General features: G+C 43.7%; 20 protein-coding genes. 13 read left to right on the top strand and 7 right to left on the bottom strand.

What is annotated here, in order from left to right; all coding sequences use genetic code 11:
• Nucleotides 1-4: 4 nt before the first annotated feature.
• From V7L29_RS19855 to V7L29_RS19840, 4 genes are all read right to left on the bottom strand, one after another.
• Nucleotides 5-355 carry a DUF1257 domain-containing protein gene (locus tag V7L29_RS19855; RefSeq protein WP_017655886.1) on the bottom strand — a complete coding sequence of 117 codons (351 nt, stop codon included), beginning with the start codon at nt 353-355 and terminating at the stop codon, nt 5-7.
• A gap of 142 nt (nt 356-497) precedes the next feature.
• Entirely contained in the window at nt 498-2,009 is a 1,512-nt protein-coding gene (ycf46, locus tag V7L29_RS19850; RefSeq protein WP_334691804.1) for a stress-responsive protein Ycf46, read from the bottom strand.
• 96 nt (nt 2,010-2,105) lie between these two features.
• Nucleotides 2,106-2,459 (bottom strand): hypothetical protein, encoded by a 354-nt coding sequence (locus V7L29_RS19845; RefSeq protein ID WP_334691803.1) that lies wholly within the window; start codon nt 2,457-2,459, stop codon nt 2,106-2,108.
• Nucleotides 2,460-2,658: 199 nt separating this feature from the next.
• Entirely contained in the window at nt 2,659-3,450 is a 792-nt protein-coding gene (locus V7L29_RS19840) for an FHA domain-containing protein (protein WP_334736583.1), read from the bottom strand.
• Nucleotides 3,451-3,670: 220 nt separating this feature from the next.
• On the opposite strand from V7L29_RS19840, the gene V7L29_RS19835 reads away from it, so the two are divergent.
• From V7L29_RS19835 to V7L29_RS19810, 6 genes are all read left to right on the top strand, one after another.
• Nucleotides 3,671-4,201, top strand: coding sequence for a hypothetical protein (locus V7L29_RS19835; RefSeq protein WP_334736582.1), 531 nt, complete (start codon nt 3,671-3,673; stop codon nt 4,199-4,201).
• 185 nt (nt 4,202-4,386) lie between these two features.
• Nucleotides 4,387-5,541, top strand: coding sequence for an NAD-dependent epimerase/dehydratase family protein (locus V7L29_RS19830; RefSeq protein WP_334693997.1), 1,155 nt, complete (start codon nt 4,387-4,389; stop codon nt 5,539-5,541).
• 12 nt (nt 5,542-5,553) lie between these two features.
• Nucleotides 5,554-6,198, top strand: coding sequence for a DUF4291 domain-containing protein (locus V7L29_RS19825; protein ID WP_334736581.1), 645 nt, complete (start codon nt 5,554-5,556; stop codon nt 6,196-6,198).
• A 6-nt stretch (nt 6,199-6,204) separates the two neighbouring features.
• A complete protein-coding gene (locus tag V7L29_RS19820) occupies nt 6,205-7,335 on the top strand; it encodes a glycosyltransferase family 4 protein (protein ID WP_334693999.1) in 1,131 nt (376 codons plus the stop codon).
• 192 nt (nt 7,336-7,527) lie between these two features.
• The gene (locus V7L29_RS19815; RefSeq protein ID WP_334736580.1) at nt 7,528-7,680 is read left to right on the top strand and encodes a hypothetical protein; all 153 of its coding nucleotides are present in this window, start codon (nt 7,528-7,530) and stop codon (nt 7,678-7,680) included.
• Between the two features lie 108 nt (nt 7,681-7,788).
• A complete protein-coding gene (locus V7L29_RS19810) occupies nt 7,789-9,969 on the top strand; it encodes a GAF domain-containing protein (protein ID WP_334736579.1) in 2,181 nt (726 codons plus the stop codon).
• A 175-nt stretch (nt 9,970-10,144) separates the two neighbouring features.
• Here the strand turns inward: V7L29_RS19810 and V7L29_RS19805 are convergent, their stop codons facing one another.
• A complete protein-coding gene (locus V7L29_RS19805; RefSeq protein ID WP_334694058.1) occupies nt 10,145-10,408 on the bottom strand; it encodes a DUF7219 family protein in 264 nt (87 codons plus the stop codon).
• A 681-nt stretch (nt 10,409-11,089) separates the two neighbouring features.
• Between V7L29_RS19805 and purC the strand changes: the two genes are divergently transcribed.
• From purC to V7L29_RS19770, 7 genes are all read left to right on the top strand, one after another.
• Complete coding sequence (gene purC / locus V7L29_RS19800; protein ID WP_334694001.1) at nt 11,090-11,827, top strand: phosphoribosylaminoimidazolesuccinocarboxamide synthase; 738 nt, start codon at nt 11,090-11,092, stop codon at nt 11,825-11,827.
• Nucleotides 11,828-12,003: 176 nt separating this feature from the next.
• Entirely contained in the window at nt 12,004-14,664 is a 2,661-nt protein-coding gene (locus V7L29_RS19795) for a BamA/TamA family outer membrane protein (RefSeq protein ID WP_334736578.1), read from the top strand.
• A 203-nt stretch (nt 14,665-14,867) separates the two neighbouring features.
• Nucleotides 14,868-15,743: a UDP-3-O-acyl-N-acetylglucosamine deacetylase gene (gene lpxC / locus V7L29_RS19790; protein ID WP_334736577.1), complete on the top strand. Its 876-nt coding sequence runs from the start codon at nt 14,868-14,870 to the stop codon at nt 15,741-15,743.
• 398 nt (nt 15,744-16,141) lie between these two features.
• Entirely contained in the window at nt 16,142-16,672 is a 531-nt protein-coding gene (gene fabZ, locus V7L29_RS19785) for a 3-hydroxyacyl-ACP dehydratase FabZ (RefSeq protein ID WP_334736576.1), read from the top strand.
• A 312-nt stretch (nt 16,673-16,984) separates the two neighbouring features.
• Entirely contained in the window at nt 16,985-17,803 is an 819-nt protein-coding gene (gene lpxA, locus V7L29_RS19780) for an acyl-ACP--UDP-N-acetylglucosamine O-acyltransferase (RefSeq protein WP_334736575.1), read from the top strand.
• A 114-nt stretch (nt 17,804-17,917) separates the two neighbouring features.
• A complete protein-coding gene (gene lpxB, locus V7L29_RS19775; protein ID WP_334736574.1) occupies nt 17,918-19,084 on the top strand; it encodes a lipid-A-disaccharide synthase in 1,167 nt (388 codons plus the stop codon).
• A gap of 116 nt (nt 19,085-19,200) precedes the next feature.
• Nucleotides 19,201-20,469: a DNA cytosine methyltransferase gene (locus tag V7L29_RS19770; RefSeq protein ID WP_334736573.1), complete on the top strand. Its 1,269-nt coding sequence runs from the start codon at nt 19,201-19,203 to the stop codon at nt 20,467-20,469.
• Between the two features lie 31 nt (nt 20,470-20,500).
• Here V7L29_RS19770 and V7L29_RS19765 read toward each other — a convergent pair whose 3' ends face one another.
• Nucleotides 20,501-21,466, bottom strand: coding sequence for an aldo/keto reductase (locus tag V7L29_RS19765; protein WP_334736572.1), 966 nt, complete (start codon nt 21,464-21,466; stop codon nt 20,501-20,503).
• Between the two features lie 721 nt (nt 21,467-22,187).
• Nucleotides 22,188-22,937 (bottom strand): TonB family protein (locus tag V7L29_RS19760; protein ID WP_334736571.1); only part of this gene is annotated, 750 nt, incomplete at its 5' end.

Below are 22,937 nucleotides of genomic sequence, written 5' to 3'. Positions count from 1 at the left end.
ATTGTTATTGCAATACCAACTTCACATTGGCGTTTTGCAGACCGCGTTGTTTTACTTCAGCCAAAGTTTTGTTAACGGCATACTTTTGGTTGATGGAGTTGATCAACTCGGTTTGGTTGTGCTTCTTAGCAACTCCCCACAGGTCAGCGATTAGGTCAAAAGAACCATCGCTGTTGCGAGACCAGCCGAGGTCATATTCACCTTCCAACATAGCAACGATGTCGGAACGGACACGCTGACCGTTATAACCACGGACATCAGCTTCAGTCTTTACGCTGATACCGAGGTCGCGCAAGGAAGCCTTGAGGATTTCGGCATCGGTGATTTTGGTACGCAGGGTGCTAAAGTGAGACATTTGGGGTTTCCTCCAATGAGAAGATTGAGAAAAACGACAACGGTTTGTTTTGAGCGAAGCCGCGCTTAACAGGATGCGGCTTTTCTTATAACTGCTAGCATTAAGAGCTAGCCTTTCCCCCTGGGATGGCAGAGGAAAGCTTTTAGAACTCCATTCGCTGATATTCAGCTACGGAGGATGCTGCAGGGCGGGCGCGCTGTCTGGCCCAATCTCTCAGAGCCGTTACTTGTTCTTGCATCGTTCGAGACAGCGGCAAAGTTGCCTTCAGTGCAGCAATAATATCTAGTTGGGTGAACTCCCGATCTTGGGCAAAAGCTTCATACATTGCCGCAACGATCGCTTGCTCAATTTCTGCCCCAGAAAAGCCATCAGACATCTTGGCTAGTTGCTCAAGATCAAATCGAGAGATGTCTTCACGGCGTTTGGTCAGGTGAATATTAAAAATCTGCTGCCGTTCTTCTGGTGTTGGCAGATCGACAAAGAAAATCTCATCAAAGCGTCCTTTCCTCAAAAACTCGCCAGGTAAGCGTTCTACTCTGTTGGCGGTTGCCATCACAAACACTGGTGATTTCTTATCTTGCATCCATGTGAGGAAAGAACCGAAAATTCTACTTGAAGTCCCCCCATCAGAATCGGAGGAACCTCCACTACCAGCAAAGGATTTATCCAATTCATCGATAAACAAAATCGCCGGGGAAATAGATTCTGCTGTTTTCAGGGCGTTCCGCAGATTTGCCTCACTTCGTCCCACCATTGAGCCGTCGTAGACTCGCCCCATATCCAACCGCAACAGTGGTAAACCCCACAGTCGGGAAGTAGTTTTGGCAATTAATGACTTACCGCAACCGGGAACTCCGAGAATTAACATTCCCTTTGGTTGAGGCAAACCATATTCTCTCGCTCTTTCTGTAAAAGCGTTAGAACGTTGCTTGAGCCATCTTTTTAACTCTTCTAAGCCACCTACAGCATCAATGGTTTCATCTTCTTCAATGTATTCTAAGATCCCATTGCGCCGAATTAGTTGCTTTTTCTCAGATAAAACTATATCTACTTCATCTTCCGTCAAACGCCCTGTAGTTACCTGCGCCTTGCGGTAGACTTTTTCAGCTTCATCTTTAGTTAGACCCAAAGCTGCTCTGAGAAGCTTTTCTCGCGCTTCTGTTGTCAGCCGCCGACCACGATTTTGGTCTATATGATAAGTCAATACTTTATTCAACTCAGCCATATCTGGCAGGCGAAAATCGAGAACTACAACTTCCTTTTCTAGTTCTATAGGTACTTGCTGCATCGGCGACATCAAAACGATATTCTTTTGCGTACCTTTGAAACTAGCGATCGCATCGCGCAACGATCTGTTTGTTGCAGGTGCATCTATAAATGGATGTAAATCTTTAAGAATAAATATACTAGGTTCTTTCTGCCGAATTATCCACTCAATCGCTGCCTCTGGAGACACAGTGTTGTGTTGGGTGACATTCCGGGGTTGACCATATTCCACAATCCCGTGTGTTACTGTCCAAACAAACACCCGACGCTGGGGCTTTAACAACTGAGCGATCGTGGAAACTGCTTGCTCAGCCCGCTCTTCCTCGGAGGTCACAAGGTAGATTAAAGGGTATTGAGCTTGAATTAGGATATTGAGCTCTTCTTTCATACATCGACCTACTTGAGACCTTATAGAGACAGTAGAGACATTGCTTCTGGTAAAGATAACCGAATCATGAATAAATAATTCATAATTCCTATCTATCTAGCAAGGAACTAACTCTTCCTCACCCTTGGGATGGGTTTCATCTTCATCCATTTCATCAATAGAAAGATGCTCTTGACCAACTACTCCTGGTTGATTGCCCAAAGTAACCAGTTCCCCATCACGTAAGACTAGTGAGCTATCACAAGTTGGGCATGAATAAACTCTATGAGTCCGCCCATAAGAAGAATCTTCTACCTCGTCAACCAATTCTGAATTAGACAGGTAAAAAACGAGGGCACGTTCGGCTAGTTCTGACATTGGTTCTGAATCGACTGCTGAACGGATCTTCAATTTTCTGTGCAACTCTGGCGATAAATACAAAGTGACCTTTTGCTTAGTTTGCGTTTGCATATAACTCTTTAACGGTCTTACCCGGGTATGTTTATCAAGTTATCGGTTTCTTTATTGGTTGTCAAGACGGCAAAACGTTTTAACGGCAGTTTCGTTACATTTATTTATATTTCGGACTAGAATGCTGTTGATAACTAGCCATGCCGAGATTTTTACCGGAACGGGAATTAGCGATGAAGCAATGATTGGCTGACTTGGCCTATTTTTTAATTATTTGGAGCGTAAGCGGATTAAAGTTAAACACCTTTCCAGTTGTAAACAACTGATATCCACAGGTGATGGCAGCGAATGACACTAGCATAGAAAAAAGTGACACTGAGCCGATTACAACACCACTGGCAATAAACAGAGCGATTCCTATCCCAATCAACACCCATCCCAGTTTCCGATTATCGCGCCCACCCCAATTTAGAGCTACTACACCTCCCATACACAGCAAAATTCCAGGTGTGCTGCGTAAGTAAAGGCTTACATAAATACTTGTACTTAAAAATGTAATGCCTGCTAGGATTAGTCCTAAACCAATAAGCTTACTGGCAAGGATTACTTGATCTTCATCTTCTTTACTAGTGGTAGGTGCTGTAATTTTTGTTGGTGCAAAGTTTGGTGTAGGATTTTTTGTGGCAGATGCAGAGTGCTGCTGCACCCTAAACATGAAAGTTATTTTGTCTCCCTGTCCAAAGGAAATTCTATCTCCTAGATGCAGTGGAAAAAAAACTTGAGGTTGAAGTTTCGCACCGTTAACATACGTGCCATTAGAACTGCCCAAATCCGTGATATGGTATTCATCCCCATTCACCCAAATTTGCGCGTGGATGCGAGATACCACATCCGAATCTGGTAAGCCAGAAATATCAATATTTGGTGGTTTTTGGTCGTTTGGCTTACCGACGCAAATTACAGAAAGATTTGATGGAGATTGCAAAGATGTGTTGGTTTGGAAGTGAAAAAGCTCCAAACTTACCTTGGCTGTCTGAGATGCACTGTACATAATTTGTGTGATAAAGCACTTTATATAAATTTATCTACTGAGAAATTAAAAGAGAATGGTAAATATCCTGAATATTATTGAATTTTTAATGAGCGCTCTTTTGGTGGAGTTTATTCAGCAGTTTACGGATTCGGGAATAACTCGTAAATTGGCGAAGGTATTGATCTGAGTTTCTAGTATTTCTATAAAATCAGTGACTTTGGCAAAATGTGTAATGTAAATGGGTACTGCTAATAAAACCTGTAGTTTAGAGCAAAGAATTTATCGGTTTGCCGCCAGCGTTAGCGGGATCATTGCCCTGTTAATAATCCTGTGGGGTTGTACTGCAAATAATTTTAACGCCAGAGCGATCGCATGGAAAACTTATAGCAACTCCCGTTATGGCTTTGAATTTCCATACCCCAGTAACTGGACTTCTTTAGTAGCCCCAGAAAATGATGATGGAATTGCGTTTACTTCACCCCAGAACAAAACGGTGGAAATTCGAGGGTGGGCAAGTCAGCAGCTACCAAATTCGATTGTTACAGAGCAAGAGCCAGTAAAAAAGATAAAATCCAACTTTCAGACTGCCCAAGGAGTATCTGGGGTGCTGGTTGTAGAAGTTGATCAACGAGTAGGTTCGATGACACTGACACTAATTCAGAGTCAAGTAAAATACTGCTGGCAGGGACGAAGCAACAGCCAAGAATTTCAAGATTATTATCGTTTGTTTTATTACATTGCCCAGCAGTATCGGATTTCCAAGCCCTGAGTTAGCAGTTAGGAATGAGTAGAGACGCGATTAATCGCGTCTGTACAGAAGTTAGGAGAATACCTCTCATCTTGCCTCATTTCCCGCTGCTTCTTCTCTCTAAATCTACATCTCCCTCAGAATGATGATTGAGAGGGGACACAAACCTGATAGATTTAGCTATCAGCAAGTAAAAACTGGTGAAGATGAAAGTCCTGGTTATTGGTGGTGATGGATATTGCGGTTGGGCAACTGCTCTTTACCTTTCCAATCGAGGTTATGAAGTTGGAATTTTAGATAGTTTGGTGCGGCGGCATTGGGATAATGAACTTGGTGTCGAAACTCTCACTCCGATCGCACTAATTCAGCAACGCCTCCAGCGCTGGCAAGATTTGACTGGTAAATCTATCGACTTGTTCATCGGCGATATTACTAATTACGAGTTTCTCAATAAAACATTACAGCAATTTCAGCCAAATGCCCTGGTGCATTATGGTGAACAACGTTCGGCTCCATTTTCGATGATTGACCGCGAACATGCAGTTCTTACCCAGGTCAATAACGTAGTTGGTACGTTGAATTTACTGTACGCCATGCGGGAAGATTTCCCAGACTGTCATTTGGTCAAACTGGGGACGATGGGTGAATATGGTACACCTAACATCGACATAGAAGAAGGGTACATCACCATTGAACACAATGGACGCAAGGATACCCTACCTTATCCCAAGCAGCCTGGTTCAATGTACCATTTAAGCAAAGTCCATGACAGTCATAACATCCACTTTGCTTGCCGGATTTGGGGATTGCGGGCAACAGATTTAAATCAGGGTGTAGTTTATGGCGTCTTAACCGAAGAAACGGGGATGGACGAACTATTGATTAATCGGCTGGATTACGATGGTGTGTTTGGTACAGCACTGAACCGTTTCTGTATTCAAGCAGCTATTGGACACCCCCTAACCGTCTACGGTAAAGGCGGACAAACTCGCGGATTTTTGGATATTCGGGATACAGTCCGATGTGTGGAATTAGCGATCGCTAACCCTGCTGAGGCTGGTGAATTCCGCGTATTTAACCAATTTACCGAACAATTCAGCGTCGGCGACTTGGCATTGATGGTGAAAAAAGCTGGTAACGCTATGGGATTGAATGTAGATATCAATCACCTAGATAATCCCAGAGTCGAGAAAGAAGAACATTACTTCAACGCTAAAAACACTAAATTGCTCGATTTAGGTTTACAGCCTCACTTGCTCTCTGATTCTCTACTCGATTCTCTGTTAAACTTTGCCATCAAGTATCAAAAACGAGTTGATCACAAACAAATTCTGCCCAAAGTCTCTTGGCACAGAAATTAGGGTAAACCGTGCGTGCGGCTGATCACAGAACCTTATTTAACTCAAGTCAGTAATTGGCCTAAAAATGGTCGTTATATATTAGCACAATATGACGACCATTCAATTGTTGTTTATCAGGCATATCGTCCAGCTATTGGTAACTTTGCTGCCACCTACGGTTATTTTGGTGATGAGTTCAGTTTTGACCGTATGAGTTGGATAAAACCTAACTTCCTCTGGATGATGTATCGTTCTGGATGGGGTGCAAAAAATGGGCAAGAGGTAGTGTTAGCTATTTGGATTAAGCGCTCGGCTTTTGATGAAATTTTAGCGGCGGCTGTTCATTCCACCTATGTTCCAGAACTTTATGCCAATCAAAGTACATGGCAAAGAGCATTGAAGCAATCACAAGTCCGTCTACAATGGGACCCAGACCACCACCCAAATGGGACAAAATTAGAACGACGCGCTATTCAGTTAGGGTTACGTGGTGAAGTGTTAGCTGCTTACGCCAAAGATTGGATTGTGAACATTGAGGACATCTCGGACTTTGTACAAAAACAGCGGCAAAACATTAAATCTGACTGTGCAGAATTGATTACACCACGAGAGACAGTTTACTCTGTGTTTGATACCGAAATACAAAAAAAGCTGAGATTATCTGCCTGGACTGAATAGTTTTATATGAGAATTGCCCTATTCACCGAAACCTTCTTGCCCAAGGTTGACGGCATTGTGACGCGTCTACGCCATACCGTTGACCATCTACAGCGCAATGGTAATCAAGTACTGGTAATTGCCCCTGATGGAGGCATCACTGAATACAAAGGCGCTAAAGTTTACGGCGTTACAGGCTTTCCTCTGCCATTGTATCCAGAATTGAAAATGGCACTTCCCCGCCCAGCCATTGGGTACGCCTTAGAAGAGTTCAAGCCAGATATTATTCATGTCGTGAATCCAGCAGTTTTAGGTTTAGCTGGGATATTTTATAGCAAAATCCTCAAAATACCCTTAGTGGCTTCTTATCATACGCATTTACCCCAATATCTCCAGCATTACGGGTTGGGGATGCTGGAAGGGTTTCTTTGGGAACTGCTCAAAGGCGCTCATAATCAAGCAACTTTAAATCTGTGTACCTCCACAGTGATGATAGAAGAACTCACAGCACATGGTATTGAACGTGTAGATTTATGGCAGCGCGGGGTGGATACGGAATTATTTCACCCCGATTTAGCTAGTGTAGAGATGCGATCGCGCTTATCACAAAATCATCCAGAAAGTCCATTGCTACTTTACGTTGGGCGGCTTTCTGCTGAAAAAGAAATTGAGCGCATTAAACCAATTTTAGAGGCAATTCCCCAAGCGCGATTGGCATTAGTTGGGGATGGTCCCCATCGTCAAGCATTGCAAAAATACTTTGCTGGAACAAACACTTATTTTGTTGGGTATCTCATGGGGCAAGAGTTAGGTTCTGCCTTTGCGAGTGTTGATGCCTTTATCTTTCCTTCCCGTACAGAAACACTAGGCTTAGTACTACTAGAAGCAATGGCAGCTGGCTGTCCGGTGGTGGCAGCCCGTTCGGGGGGGATTCCGGATATTGTCACAGATGGGGTAAATGGATATCTTTTTGAGCCAACAGCAGATGTTCAAGGAGCCATCGCTGCTACTATTCGCCTCTTAGAACAAAAACAACAACGAGACATCATCCGTCAAAATGCTCGCCGGGAAGCAGAAAGTTGGGGTTGGGCAGCTGCCACTAGGCAGTTACAAGATTACTACCAAAAGGTGATATTTTCTGAACAGTTGACAAAATAGGGGACTGGGGACTAGTACCGCAAGGCAAAAGTTAAAAGTCAAAAGTCAAAAGTCAAAAGAATTATATTCCGGGCTTTTGCGCCATTTTAAATGGTTACTTGTCTTGCAAAGTGACGCTCCTGCGTCGCTCTAAGCGAACGCAAGAGCGTCTCGAAGAGAAGCTATGCCGTAGGCTTTACGCTGCGCTAACTGATGCCGAACGCGAGTGCGTTTCGTAGAGAAGGCGGGCTACGCCAGCGGCGGGAACTGCCGCTCAACGCGCCAGTTCCTTTAAGTAGGGGAACCCCACCAACGGACTGGCTTGACTTTGCGCTATTTACGCGCCCGCTGTACAAGGGGAATTAGAGACTTGTTCATCTAGCTCAAAGACTCATTAATGAAGCTCAGAACCTTAAACTTCTCAATCCCTAGTTCCCAATCCCCAAAATCTAAAATCTAAAATCTAAAATTCCCATGACACTCCTTTACCCTGGCAGCGTCTTGGCTACATTAACTGAACTGACTCAAGTTAATCGTACTCACGCCCTACTGCGTCGCGTAAAAGACTTATCTGTTAATGAATTTGTTTGCTTACTCGACTTTATAACTGCTGAGTTCCAGCAATTTCTTAGAGCTATTGAACTAATCAATAATGAAGCTCTAGAAACTATGTTGGAGAAAGTGCTAGAAGCTATCACACTCAAAATTGGTCAAATTCTTCAAGCAGAACACACAGCCATTTTTTTAGTTGATTATGACAAAGGTCAACTGTGGTCAAAAGTTCCTCAAGATAATACTCAAAAATTCTTAGAAATTCGCACTCCCATTACAGTGGGTATCCCCGGTTATGTTGCCAGTACAGGTCAATATCTAAATATATCTGAAACTTATACTCACCCCCTATTTAGCCCAGAACTTGAAAAACAAATGGGCTACAAAATCCATAATATTTTATGTATGCCTGTTATCAGTAGCAAAAACCAGACTGTAGCGGTAGTGCAACTAGCTAATAAAACCGGGAATGTTCCGTTTAATCATGATGATGAAGAACGTTTTCGAGACTTTGCTGCTTCGATTGGTATTATCCTGGAAAGCTGCCAATCTTTTTATGTAGCGGCTCGTAATCAAAGAGGTGCAACGGCTTTGTTGAGGGCAACTCAAACACTGGGGCAAAGTTTAGATTTAGAAGCAACTTTGCAGATAGTCATGGAACAAGCTCGAATTTTAATGCAAGCAGACCGCAGCACACTATTTTTATATCGTAAAGAGCTAAACGAACTCTGGACGAAAGTTGCAGTGGCAGCAGATGGCACAAACTTGATAGAAATTCGCATTCCTGCTAACCGTGGCATTGCTGGATATGTAGCTTCCACTGGTGAAGCCTTAAATATTTCCGATGCTTATAAAGACCCCCGCTTTGACCCGACTACAGATAAAAAAACTGGGTATGTAACTCGCAATATTTTATGTTTGCCAGTATTTAATTCGGCAAATGAATTAATTGGCGTCACGCAATTAATTAATAAGCAACAAAACAGTTTTACTGCTTCTGATGAAGAGTTTATGCGGGCTTTTAATAATCAGGCAGGAATTGCCTTAGAAAATGCTCGGCTATTTGAAAATGTACTGTTAGAAAAACAGTATCAAAAAGATATTTTACAAAGTCTGTCAGATGCTGTGATTTCTACAGATATGGCTGGACAGATTGTCACGATTAATGATGCAGCTCTAGAGTTGCTGGGTTGTCCAATAGGAGACGCTAATAGTAAGAACAACAAGCTTTTGTGGGAACAAAATTTGATTGGTCGTTTAGTTTGGGAAGTTGTGCCAATTGAAAATCTCCAAATGCGACTAGAAGATAGTCTAAAAACTGGAGCTAGACATTATGTGCCAGAGCAAAGTTTGATACTTGGACTTTACCAAGTGCTAAGTGAAAATCAGGACGGGCTAAACGCTCCGCATTTTGAAACAATGGTGGAGGCGGTTTTTAACCACGAAGGTACTCTCGATAAATTTATTGGTGATGCCTTAATGGCGGTATTTGGTGCGCCGCTACCATTGACAGAAAATCATGCTTGGAGGGCTGTGCAGTCAGCGTTAGATATGCGACGCCGCTTAAAAGAATTTAACCAACGACGAATTATCCAGGCGCAGCCACAAATTCGTGTTGGCATTGGAATTAGTTCTGGGGATGTGGTTTCGGCTAATATTGGTTCCCGCAAACGGATGGATTACACCGTAATTGGAGATGGCGTAAATTTGAGTTCGCGCTTGGAAGCGGTAACTAAGGATTATGGTTGTGATATTCTTTTAAGTGAATTTACTTACCAGTTGTGCAGCGATCGCATTTGGGTGCGCCAGTTAGATAAAATTCGCGTCAAAGGCAAACACCAGGCGGTGAATATCTACGAGTTAATTGGCGATCGCACTACTCCCCTAGATGCCAAAACCCAAGAGTTTTTGTTTCACTATCATACTGGACGCGCTGCTTATTTATCGCGCAACTTCTCACAAGCGATCGCCTGTTTTCAAGCCGCCAAATGCATCCAACCCCAAGACCAAGCTGTTGATATCCACCTAGAACGGGCGCGTAATTACAAACAAACGCCGCCCCCAGAGTCTTGGGATGGTGTCTGGGCAATGCTTACTAAGTAGTCATTAGTTACTTGTACTGAGCGAACGCAAGAGCTTCTCTAAGAGTTGCCGTAAAGCCTGCGGCATAGCTACGCTTAGGGCGCAGCCCAAGGTAGAGAAGTTATTAGTCATTGGGCATTGATTATTTCCCCTCTGGTCCCCTACTCCCTCATCCCCGCGTTCCTGCGTCTTTTTTTCAACCTTGAACCTCTCCTTGGTCATCCTGAAATGGGTCTTCACCAATTCTTAGCTCTTTTTTTGAGCGTTTCAACTGTTTCCATAGATCCTTTATTTGTTCGTAAGCTTCATTCGGAGGCACTTTTCCACCTGTTTCTAAGTTGCAAATGTAGCTTACGCGTTGGGCAAATTCCTGTAGATTTGCATTAAAAACCAAGTTTTCTGGCTTGACCTGACCGTAGTAGCGACCACGAGGGTAGAGAAAATCATCCTTATTCAATATTTTGTTCTCCAATTTATTCAACTTTCTTTCTGTTTGAATCTCTGAAGCTGAATCACTAGCTAACCTAATCTTTCTTTGGTCAGACTGGGGGAAATCAAATCATCCAACTCCTTTTCCAATTGGTGATGCAGGAATTGGTTGATTCAGATTTTGAGAATAGAGGATAAAGCTTGCAATCCTTTTGTTGTAACATTTACAAAAAAAGTTTTTGCTGAAGTAACTAGAGAGAATATTTGATTTTCCTCCAGGTTGTCAATTTATCTCATTTTAATTTATGAAGTTTGGATTGTAATTAACTTCAGTTGAAACCCTGAGTTACAAACTATTAAAACATAACCGTATGTATTAGTTAAGTTTGATTCACAAAAATCATTACACAAATCAGGTAAAACTACTTAAGTAAACATACTATGTATTAAAGCCAATTGTCCTCTGTTAAAAGTTAGAGATTCAGTTCTGAATCTTTTGCAACTGGCTACTGAGCAGTGACCAACAAGAGGATATTGGGCATTAATTATTTCTCCCTCATCTTCCTTATGCTCCTCTACCCCTCTGCACAATTATCCATGTCCCCACATCCATTTCAATAATCATCAATGGCTAATAGTTAATAACTAAAGATAAAATGGTGAAGCCTGAAAGGACAACTTTCGTCCATCGCCTAAAACTTTACCTGCCACCATGTCTGTTAATTCCAAGTTATACGAAGGCAAAGCGAAAATTCTCTATACAACAGACGATCCGGAAGTCTTGTTAGCTGATTTTAAGGACGACGCCACGGCGTTTAATGCCCAAAAGCGTGGCAGTATCCAAGATAAAGGAAAAATTAATTGTAGCATTTCCAGCCAGCTTTTTAAACAGTTGCAGGCAAATGGTATAAAGACTCACTTTATTGACAGCCCTGCCCCGAATCAGATGCGGGTGAAGGCAGTAAAGATTTTACCTTTAGAAGTAGTTATCAGAAATATTGCTGCTGGCAGTCTGTGTCAACAAACAGGGTTACCAGTGGGTACAATTCTAAAACAGCCTTTAGTAGAGTTTTATTACAAAAATGACTCATTAGGAGATCCTTTGTTAACACGCGATCGCCTGTACCTGCTAGAACTGGCTACTCCGGAACAAGTAGACGCAATTACCCATCTAGCATTGCAAATCAACGAATTTCTCAGTAACTTTTGGCAGCGGTGCGGCATTACTCTAGTAGATTTCAAGCTAGAGTTTGGTTTGGACTCACAACAGCAGTTGCTCTTGGCAGATGAAATTAGCCCCGACACCTGCCGTTTGTGGGATACCAGAGAAGATGACTCAAACCGCCGGGTAATGGACAAAGATCGCTTTCGCCGGGACTTAGGAAATGTAGAGGATGCCTACCAGGAGGTTTTACAGAGAGTGCTAAAAGCTGTAGAAACTAAAAGTTAAACAGGTAAAAACCAAAAGTTAAGAAGGAATTATATTTAACTTTTGCCTTTTGCCTTTTGCCTTGTAAAGTAAAAAAGCAAAAGAAAAAAATTATGTTTTGAGTTTTACCTTTGGCATAAGGGCATTATTGCCTTGTGATCGTGTGTGTGTGGTTGTGAAGAGGAATCATAAGTAAAATGCGTTTATCTCCCGTATTGCTGGCAGCAGTGGCAATTGCAGTCCCTTTGGGCGGCTCACTGAGTGCAAATGCACAAACCGCCAACAGTTCAAAACAGACAACAGAAGTTTTGACACCAGAAACAAATCAGCAGCCAGAAAAGGACACTGGTCAGGGTAACTCTAGTAAAAGTCTAGAATCTCTACCTAAACTCACAAGGGTTATAGAGGCGGAGCGTCCCCAATCCCGTGTTGTCGCAGTTTACCCTGCCAATCCAGCAGCGATGCCTGCGGCGGGCTACGCCTACGCGACATCAGAGGTAATAGTGCCAACCTCCACAACGCCAAAAACTGCACAAGCCCCTCAAATCAATCCTAACCTTACTCAACAGCCATCTCCCGCCCCGGACATCCCACCCCCAGAAATTCAACAACCAACGCCTTCCCCAACTCCTGAGACAAGTCCAGTTCCAGAAAATGTCAATCCACCGACAACGGAACCTTTATTACCCACAACTCCACAACAACCATCAGCCGCTCCAGACATTCCCCTCCCAGGTAGTCAAAAACCAACGCCTTCCCCAACTCCTGAGACTACTCCAGTCCCAGAAAATGTTAATCCACCGACAACGGAACCTTTATTACCCACAACTCCACAACCATCAGCCGCTCCAGACATTCCCCCCCCAGGTAGTCAACAAAGAACACCTACTCCACGTCCAGGCGCTACTCCAAGTCCACAGAATGTTAACCCCCCGACAACTCCGGGAAATACTCAACCCAACACAGCCCCAGAAGCGAATGACCCTCGCGTACTAGTGTCGGAAGTACTAGTTAGATCACAGGCTGGACAACTATCACCAGAACTGGAAGACCAAGTTTACAGAGTAATTCGTACCCAACCAGGACGAACCACAACTCGTAGCCAACTGCAAGAAGATATTAATGCCATCTTTGGTACTGGCTTTTTCTCCAACGTCCAAGCAACGCCAGAAGATACCCCTTTGGGAGTGCGAGTGAGCTTTGTTGTACAGCCTAACCCCGTCCTCAGCAAGGTACAAGTGCAAGCCAATCCTGGCACTGGTGTTGCTTCCGTACTACCAGCTAATACTGTAGATGAAGTTTTTCGTGAACAGTATGGCAAAATCCTCAACTTGCGTGACTTGCAGGAAGGCATCAAGCAGTTAAACAAGCGGTATCAAGACCAAGGTTACGTGTTAGCCAACGTGATTGGAGCGCCACAAGTCTCTGAAAACGGAGTTGTTACCTTGCAAGTAGCAGAAGGTGTAGTAGAAAACATTAGAGTCCGGTTCCGCAATAAAGATGGTCAAGAGACAGACGAGAAGGGACAACCAATTCGCGGACGGACGCAAGATTACATCATTACACGAGAATTAGAATTAAAACCAGGACAAGTATTCAACCGCAACACGGTGCAAAAAGACCTACAGCGCGTGTATGGACTGGGACTATTTGAAGATGTAAATGTCTCCCTTGACCCTGGTACTGACCCCAGCAAGGTAGATGTAGTAGTGAATGTGGCCGAACACAGCAGCGGTTCTATTGCGGCTGGCGCAGGGATTAGTTCTGCTAGCGGACTTTTTGGAACAGTAAGCTATCAACAGCAAAACCTGAACGGTAGAAACCAAAAACTGGGGGCAGAAGTACAGGTGGGAGAACGGGAACTGCTGTTTGACCTGCGGTTCACAGACCCCTGGATCGCGGGAGATCCCTACCGGACTTCTTACACAACCAATATTTTTCGTCGTAGTTCGATTTCTTTGATTTTTGATGGCAAAGATGAAGATATTAGGACGTTTAACCCAGATAATCCCACTGATAGAGATTCTCAGGATCGCCCCCGGATTCTCCGTATAGGTGGTGGTGTCACCTTTACCCGTCCGCTGTCTGCCAATCCCTACAAAAGTTCCGTCTGGACTGCCTCAGCGGGTATACAGTATCAACGAGTTTCTGCCCGTGATGCTGATGGCAATCTCAGAAGAACAGGAGCACTATTCAATGATGATGGAAATCCTATCGACCAGAATGGAAATGTTGTCCCACAACCAATCACCACTCAATTGACTGAATCTCCAGGAGGTCAAGACGATTTGTTGCTGTTTCAACTCGGCGTACAACGTGATCTCCGTAATAACCCTTTGCAACCCACTAGCGGTTCTTATCTCCGCTTTGGAATCGATCAGTCAGTTCCTATAGGACTAGGCAACATTTTCCTCACCAGATTACGGGGTAGCTACAGCCGATATTTACCCATCAAGCTGATTAAACTGAGTAAAGGGGCACAAACTCTAGCATTTAACTTGCAAGCAGGAACAGTTCTCGGTGACTTGCCTCCCTACGAAGCTTTTACCCTTGGAGGTAGCAATTCCGTCCGGGGTTATGAAGAAGGAGCATTAGGTAGTGGACGCTCTTATGTACAAGCATCAGTTGAGTATCGGTTCCCAGTTTTTTCAGTAGTCAGCGGCGCACTATTTTTTGATGTCGGTAGTGACCTGGGAACTAGTACTCAAGCAGCTGAATTGTTGAACAAAAATGGCAGTGGCTTTGGCTATGGTCTTGGCGTTCGCGTCCAGTCTCCACTGGGGCCAATTCGGATTGATTACGGTATCAACGATGACGGTGATAGCCGAATTAATTTCGGTATTGGCGAAAGATTTTAACCAGTTAGGAGTTAGGAGTTATGAGTTTTAATTCCTCACTCCTCACTCTCAACTCATAACTTTTTGGGATTAGCTTGCTAATTTTTACATTTACCTCAATACTGTTCCGATAAAGGGATTAATGATATTTATAAGGGAATATCAGGGATTTTACCAAAACAGACCATGAACAATACTAAACGAAATATATTGACTTTTCGGCTATGCAACAGCACACTCTAGCAGCCCAAATCACTCAAACTGGAGTGGGACTGCATAGCGGTGTGAATACCCAGGTGCAGATACTACCAGCTGAGGCGGGAAGTGGACGCTACTTTGTGCGGGTGGATTTACCGGATTTGCCGATCATTCCAGCCCAAGTTGCGGCAGTTAGTCACACTGTTCTCTCAACTCAGTTGGGCAAGGGTGAGGTATATGTTCGCACGGTAGAGCATTTGTTAGCAGCACTTTCAGGTATGGGTGTGGATAATGCCCGCATTGAAATTGATGGCCCAGAAGTTCCACTTTTGGATGGTTCAGCAAGTGTATGGATAGCCAACATTGCCCAAGTTGGCTTAGTATCACAACCCGTTAACAACCAAATTCCCTTGGCTGTTACAGAACCAATATGGATCTATCAAGGAGATGCCTTTGTATCTGCCCTCCCAGCATCAGAAACCCGCTTTAGTTACGGTATTGATTTTGACCTGCCCGCCATTGGTAATCAATGGCACAGTTGGTCACTAACCGCTGAACTAGGAAACCCTTCTGCTAGCTTTGCTACGGAAATCGCTCCTGCACGTACTTTTGGGTTACTGCATCAAATTGAACACTTACAAAAAACAGGGTTAATTAAAGGTGGCAGTTTGGATAATGCACTCGTTTGTGGCCCAGAAGGGTGGCTAAATCCACCATTGAGATTTGCAAATGAGCCAGTCCGTCATAAAATCTTGGATTTAGTAGGAGATTTAAGTTTACTAGGAACTTTTCCTAGTGCTCATTTCTTAGCGTATAAAGCAAGTCACAATTTACACATTCAACTGGCTCAAAAAATTTTAGATTTGGGATTTAGCGGAAAGTCTGAGCTAAGGCTTGCTTAGATCAGACGCCACTGGCTTCAAGCCGGGAGACCCGACGCCAGTCGCTCATGGGGGAAACCACGCCAGTTCCTTCAACGGATAGCGTACCCCTACGGGGAAGCAAGCTACGCGCAGCGTCTTGTACAGAAGCTCTCTTCGAGTCATCTCCCTTCGCATAGCGTCTCCAAGAGTTGGGGAGACCATGCCGCGCAACGAGCATCGGGAACCTCCGCAACGGACTGACTCCCCTTGGCGCTAGCCTCTCCCTTTGGGAGAAGACCGCCCTGGCTCTCCAACGCAGTCGCTCAACTTTCCAAGACGGATTTGGGATTGAAAAGTTGAACCGAAAATCTAGGATCATTAAGGCTTTCGATATACGCCTGCCTACTTAATCAGATGAAAAATCAACTACACGGCCAATGTCAATCCTCACTGAAGTGAATACCATCGATACGACTACACCTACATCTACCGAACCACAGGCTATAAATGAGACTAAAATCAGCTCTGAGACTAAAACAACTTTTACATCTGAAGAAATTCAGAAATTGCTACCCCACCGCTACCCATTTTTACTTGTAGATAAAATAATTGACTACGTTCCAGGTAAAAAAGCTGTTGGCGTTAAAAATGTCACTATTAACGAACCCCATTTCCAAGGACATTTCCCTGGACGTCCACTGATGCCAGGGGTTCTAATTGTCGAAGCAATGGCGCAAGTTGGGGGCATTGTCCTGACTCAAATGTCTCCGGAAGAAGACGGACTGTTCGTCTTTGCTGGTATCGATAAAGTCCGCTTTCGCCGCCAGGTTGTACCGGGGGATCAACTAGTAATGACGTTGGAACTGTTATGGGTAAAACAACGTCGTTTCGGTAAGATGCAAGGTCGTGCCGAAGTTGATGGTCAACTTGCTTGTGAAGGGGAATTAATGTTTTCTCTAATTAACTAAAAGTTTGCTTTCGTGGTATGGGCATGGCCGTGAAATGCCCCTACTGAATCCTGAAAAAGGATAACAGTTAAAAAAAATCCACAACAGCATCTGATAATTTCTTGATTTTCGACGCCCTCTCTACGAGACGCACTCGCGAACACACTTAACTTGCTTTGCCCGACACTTTCGTTCACTGAAATACTTCACGCTTAACAATGCCAGTCGCCTCGATGGGACGGCAGTCGGTATAACCCTCTTAACCAGAGTAACGCACTGCCTGAGAAACTCCGTCCGGCGCTGGCTTATCAAGACAGTTCTGGAGATTCACCCTTGAAAACGCTAATTCATCCAACTGCTGTAATTCATCCGAAATCGGAACTCCACCATACAGTGCAAGTCGGTGCCTATGCTGTGATTGGAGAGCATGTCAAAGTGGGCCCTGAAACAATAATCGGCGCTCATGCAGTGCTAGAGGGACCTTGTGAAATTGGGGCGCAAAATCAGATTTTTACAGGTGCAGCCATCGGCATGGAACCCCAGGATCTCAAGTTTGTGGGAGAACCAACCTGGGTCAAAATTGGTGATCACAACTTGATTCGTGAGTACGTTACCATTAACCGCGCTACCGGTGCCGGCGAAGCGACGGTAATTGGTGATGGTAACTTGCTGATGGCTTATGTCCATGTGGCTCATAACTGCGTGATTGAAGACCAAGTAGTGATTGCTAACTCTGTGGCGTTGGCAGGTCATGTTCATATAGAGTCACGCGCTAGGCTGAGTGGGGTTTTAGGTGTCCATCAATTTGTCCATATTGGTAGACAGGCAATGGTGGGAGGCATGGCACGTATTGACCGGGATATCGCCCCATATATGCTGGTAGAGGGAAATCCGGCGCGAGTACGAACCCTCAACCTTGTCGGACTTAAACGGTCTGGTATGGACTCAGCAGATTTGCAAATGCTGAAAAAAGCCTTCCGCATTCTCTACCGTTCTGATTTGTCATTTAAGGATGCCTTGGAACAACTGGAACTGTTAGGCGATAGCGAAGAATTGCAGTATCTGCGCCGCTTTCTGCTACTTTCTCAGATGCCAGGAAGGCGTGGGTTGATTCCCGGTAAGGCGAAAAAAAGCGCGAGTGATGAATCGTGAGATGTGAATTAGGAGTTATGAGTTATCAGTTATGAATTAAATTTTTAACTCCTAACTACTCACTCCTAATTCCTAACTACTCACTTTTAATTTTTACTAATTACCAATTATCAAATGCGGATATTTATTAGCACTGGCGAAGTATCTGGCGATTTGCAAGGGTCGCTGCTAATTACAGCGCTGAAGCGTCAAGCTGTGGCGATTGGGTTGGAATTAGAGATTGTGGCGCTGGGTGGCGAAAAAATGCTCGAGGTTGGGGCAATTCTAGTGGGAAATACCAGTAATATTGGCTCAGTGGGTATTCAGGAAGGGCTACCTTATGTTTTACCGACTCTTCAGGTACAACGTAAAGCGATCGCTTCCCTAAAGCAAAATCCACCTGACTTGGTGGTGTTGATCGATTATATGAGTCCCAATATCGAAATTGGGACTTATCTAAAACAGCATTTGCCAGATGTGCCTGTGGTATATTACATTGCTCCCCAAGAGTGGGCTTGGTCAGTCAATTTCCGTAGGACTAATAAAATTGTTGGTTTTACAGACAAGCTGTTGGCAATCTTCCCACAAGAAGCCCGTTACTTTCGCGAACAAGGGGCAGAAGTTAGTTGGGTAGGGCATCCCTTGGTTGACCGAATGCAAGACGCTCCCAGTCGTCAAGCAGCGCGTGCAACACTGGGGATTGCGCCAGAACAGATTGCGATCGCACTCCTCCCTGCCTCTCGCCACCAAGAACTAAAATATCTTTTACCAATTATTTTTCAAGCTGCCCAAACTATTCAAGCTAAATTACCTAAAGTTCATTTTTGGATTCCCCTATCTTTGGAAGTCTATAGACAGCCAATTGAGGAGGCTATTGAGCGTTACGGTTTGCAGGCTACAGTTGTATCAAGTCAACAAATGGAAGTTTTTGCGGCGGCCGATTTAGCCATTAGCAAATCTGGTACTGTCAACCTGGAACTTGCTCTGTTAAATGTGCCGCAAGTTGTAGTTTACCGCCTAAGTTCCCTGACTGCTTGGATAGCTCGTAAAATCCTCAAAGGTTCCATAACCTTCGCATCGCCACCCAATTTAGTAGTGATGAAGCCGATTGTGCCAGAATTTTTACAAGAGCAAGCCACACCAGAGAATATTATCCAAGCAGCGATGGAACTGCTACTCAATCCCAATTGCAGAGAGCAAACTTTGGTAGATTATCAGGAAATGCGGCGGAGTTTAGGAGAAGTTGGGGTTTGCGACCGCGCTGCTCAAGAAATTTTGCAAATGCGACCAAATAATTCGTAATTCGTAATTCAAGGTAGAGAATTAATTTATTTATGAGTAAAATTAAGTGCGAAGCACCTGTTTTTGCCAGAAGCCGCATTTATCCATAAAGTAATTACGAATTATCTTGAGGTGTCATGGCTTATGAGATGAGAAAACAACGAGCGATCGCAGTTGACTTATTCGCCGGTGCGGGCGGTATGACTCTTGGCTTTGAACAAGCTGGCTTTGATGTGCTGGCGTCTGTGGAAATCGACCCGATCCACTGTGCAACACATGAGTTTAACTTCCCTTTTTGCTCAGTGTTATGTAAAAGTGTTGAACAGACAACCGGGGAAGAAATTAGGAATCGGTCTCGTGTTGGCGATCGTGAAATTGATGTGGTAATTTGTGGCTCACCATGTCAAGGATTTTCCCTAATTGGTAAACGGGCTGTTGATGACCCACGAAACTCTTTGGTATTTCACTTTCATCGGCTGGTTTTTGAGCTAAAACCAAAATTCTTTGTGATGGAAAATGTCCGGGGGATCACAGTTGGCGAACATAAACAAATCCTCCAAACCTTAATTAGTGAGTTTAAAATTTATGGCTATAAAGTAGAAGAAAATTACCAAATTCTCAACGCTGCAAATTACGGAGTACCACAGTCCCGTGAGAGATTATTTCTCATAGGTGCAAGAGAGGATGTAGAGTTACCAAAATATCCTCAGCTGATTACTAAACAAGCATTAGTAAATAATTTAAATTTTAACAAAACATCTGATATTCCATTGAGTCCTACAGTATTGGATGCAATTGGAGATTTACCTGAAATAGAAAAATATCCGGAGTTACTAACAAGAAATTGGGTTATAGCAGAATACGGAAAGCCTAGTAACTATGCTCTTGTACTTCGTGGAATAAAATGCCTAGACGATGATTATTCTTACAAACGAGAATATGATTTGCGAATCCTTTCTTCAAGTTTAAGAACAAAACATTCTGCGGAAACTATTAAACGTTTTCAGGAGACTCAACAAGGCGATAGAGAAAAAATTAGTCGTTTTTATAAGCTGCATCCGGCTGGTGTCTGTAATACTTTAAGAGCCGGAACAGACAAGTATAGAGGTTCTTTCACATCTCCTAGACCGATTCATCCATTTACGCCCCGCTGTATCACAGTTAGGGAAGCAGCGAGATTGCATTCTTACCCAGATTGGTTTAGATTTCATGTAACCAAATGGCACGGATTTCGGCAAGTCGGTAACTCTGTACCACCGCTACTAGCAAAAGCTGTGGCGGCAGAAATTATTCGCAGTTTGAATGTTTCGCCTTTTAAACCGAGTCTCCAATATAAGTTGGGAGAAGAGAAGCTACTACAATTTAATATGTCGCAAGCGGTACAACATTATCAGCGTGACTGGTAAGAATACACTCTGTAATATGTGCAAGGTTGGGCTAAGTCCAAGCACGGAAGAATGTACTATCTTCCCAGATATTAGCAGTCCGCCCTGCGATCGCTGTCAATTCTTGCTCCTTGAGGGGGACAAAAGCCCGCGCTATCTTGACATTATTCTCTAATTGTGCGACTGTCTCTGCCGCAATCACGCAACAATCAACTCCAGGCTGAGACATTGTGTAACCTAAAGCTTGCTTCATACCTGTCAACCCACCTGATTTAAACAGCCGACCATAAGCCGGGACTTTCATCGCAATCACACCGACATTTTTTTCTTGAGCAACTGGTAAAACTACTGGGATAAATGGATGTGGGTGGTGTTTGTCAGCGGCATTCACCGGAATCAGTGTAGTATGGAAAGGATAGCGACGCAACCCTTCGGCAATTACTTGAGGGTCGTGATGTCCGGTAATACCCGCGAAGCGCACCAATTTTTGTTGTATGGCTTCTTCTAAAGCTTTAATTGCACCTGATGGACTAAAGATAGTGTCGAGTTCTTCCGAAAAAGAGACGTGATGCAACTGCCACAAATCGAGATAATCTGTATTCAGACGTTTAAGCGATCGCTCCAATTCTCGCCATGCACCATCCCGATCTCTTTGATCAGTCTTGCTTGCTAGAAACACCTTTGAGCGATGGGGTGGTAGCACTTTGCCTAAATAATCTTCACTCGGTCCATAACTAGCCGCTGTATCAAAGTAGCGAATGCCAAGTTCCAGCGCTCTTTGAATTATTGCCGCAGCATCATCCTCTTTTCCTTCCCAGGATAGCGGCGTTTGTCCTGCTCCTCCTAACCCAAAGATAGGTAGATTTACTTCCGTGCGTCCCAGCACTCGTTCTGGCATAGTTGCTGGCGGTGTTGTGGTGTTGGTAGTATTTTCCTGTAAAACATTAGTTGCCACAATACCTCCTGTCACAGCAATGCTGGTAATTAGGAAATTACGCCGCGTCTTTCCTTCTGTCATAATTGGCTTTGGGGGCGATATTACTTTTATTCTAATATCTTAACTAGGGGAATTTAATCTGAGAAAGCAAAATTACTGATAGAGTAGGAACACTCCGAAAGCGTTGATCATTGGTTAGAAAATTAAAGCATATTGTACTATTTCAGTCGGCAGCAGGTAAAGCGATTGATCTGTTCCTCGTGAATGAGATGCTTTTTCATTGCGTGAACCTCAAGCTCACTTTAATTATTAAGAAAGTAAATTTTCACTCATATTAAATTAGGAGAATATTGCTACTCTTCTTTTGTCTTTGCTTAAATCTGCTCAAATTAATGCCCAAATAATAGTCTGTTTGAAACTAAAAATTCCGATTCAGGTCGCTATTTAACGTTAAGGTCAAGTCGGTATAATACATAATTGAATTAATTGCTTACCTATTGTTAGCGCTCTTTCATCACTTTCACTAAAGTAAAAACATATAATCTTTGTTAAGCAAGAGTTTCAGGCACAATACATGATTTTTACCATAATGTTAGAAAATAAAGCGACAAACCCAAGTGCTGTATGAGGTTTAAAAGTTGCGTGAGATTTTTATTTCACCAGAGTGATGGAAGAGGGTTAGGGACTTCCAGAAAATAAATTATCCAATTTACTCAGATAATATTTTTCTTTCTCCCCCTGCGCCCTGCGCCCTGCTCCCCTGCCTACACAGCGATAGGATATTTTTTTAGTTGGAAGTCCCTTAGCCACCGTTCCCCGATAAATCTAGCTGCCCATAGACATTGATATTAAATATAAATTGAATATTGATGTGGTTACTGGTATATCCTGTGGGCAAAGGTGCAAAGGGTGCAGATCGTTGTATAGCGTTGAGCGCCGCTTGATCAGTGAGGCTGAATCCAGAGGTTTGTGCAAGTTGGAGATTGCTTAGTTGCCCGGAACGATTAATAGTGAAGTGAAGTACTGTTCGCCGAGAAGACTCGGTTACTTCTGGTAACCACTGCTGCTCGACTTGTTGCTTTAGTTGGTTATAGTAAGAGGTCATATCTATATCTTGACTGCTGGCATCAATACCAGAAGGAGCTTGATTATCTCGGTTGGAATTAGGTAAGGCTGCCAGAAAATTACCGTTAAAATTCCGACTAGATACACTGACAGTACCACCCAGCAAGCTCGCTGCACCTGTTTTCAGAGATGACTGAGCTACAGGTGTTCGCCTACTTGAAAGTCTTCCCGACTGGCTTAACTTCTTAGGATTGGGTACTGGTGATTTAATAGCAGGTGCAAGCGCTGTTTTTCGGGGTAAGGCTGACGATGGTGTAGTATTAGGCGCTATTGCTATTTTTTTAGGTTTAGCTACTAATGGTATAGTTCGTCTTGCGATCGCAGTTGGTTGTGGTTTAGCTACTAATGGTATAGTTCGTCTTGCGATCGCAGTTGGTTGTGGTTTAGCTACTAATGGTATAGTTCGTCTTGCGATCGCAGTTGGTTG

This window comes from Nostoc sp., assembly GCF_036916575.1.
Classification (GTDB): Bacteria; Cyanobacteriota; Cyanobacteriia; order Cyanobacteriales; family Nostocaceae; genus Nostoc.
Note: the sequence above shows the minus strand (reverse complement) of the source record. Positions and strands in the feature narration are given on the sequence as shown.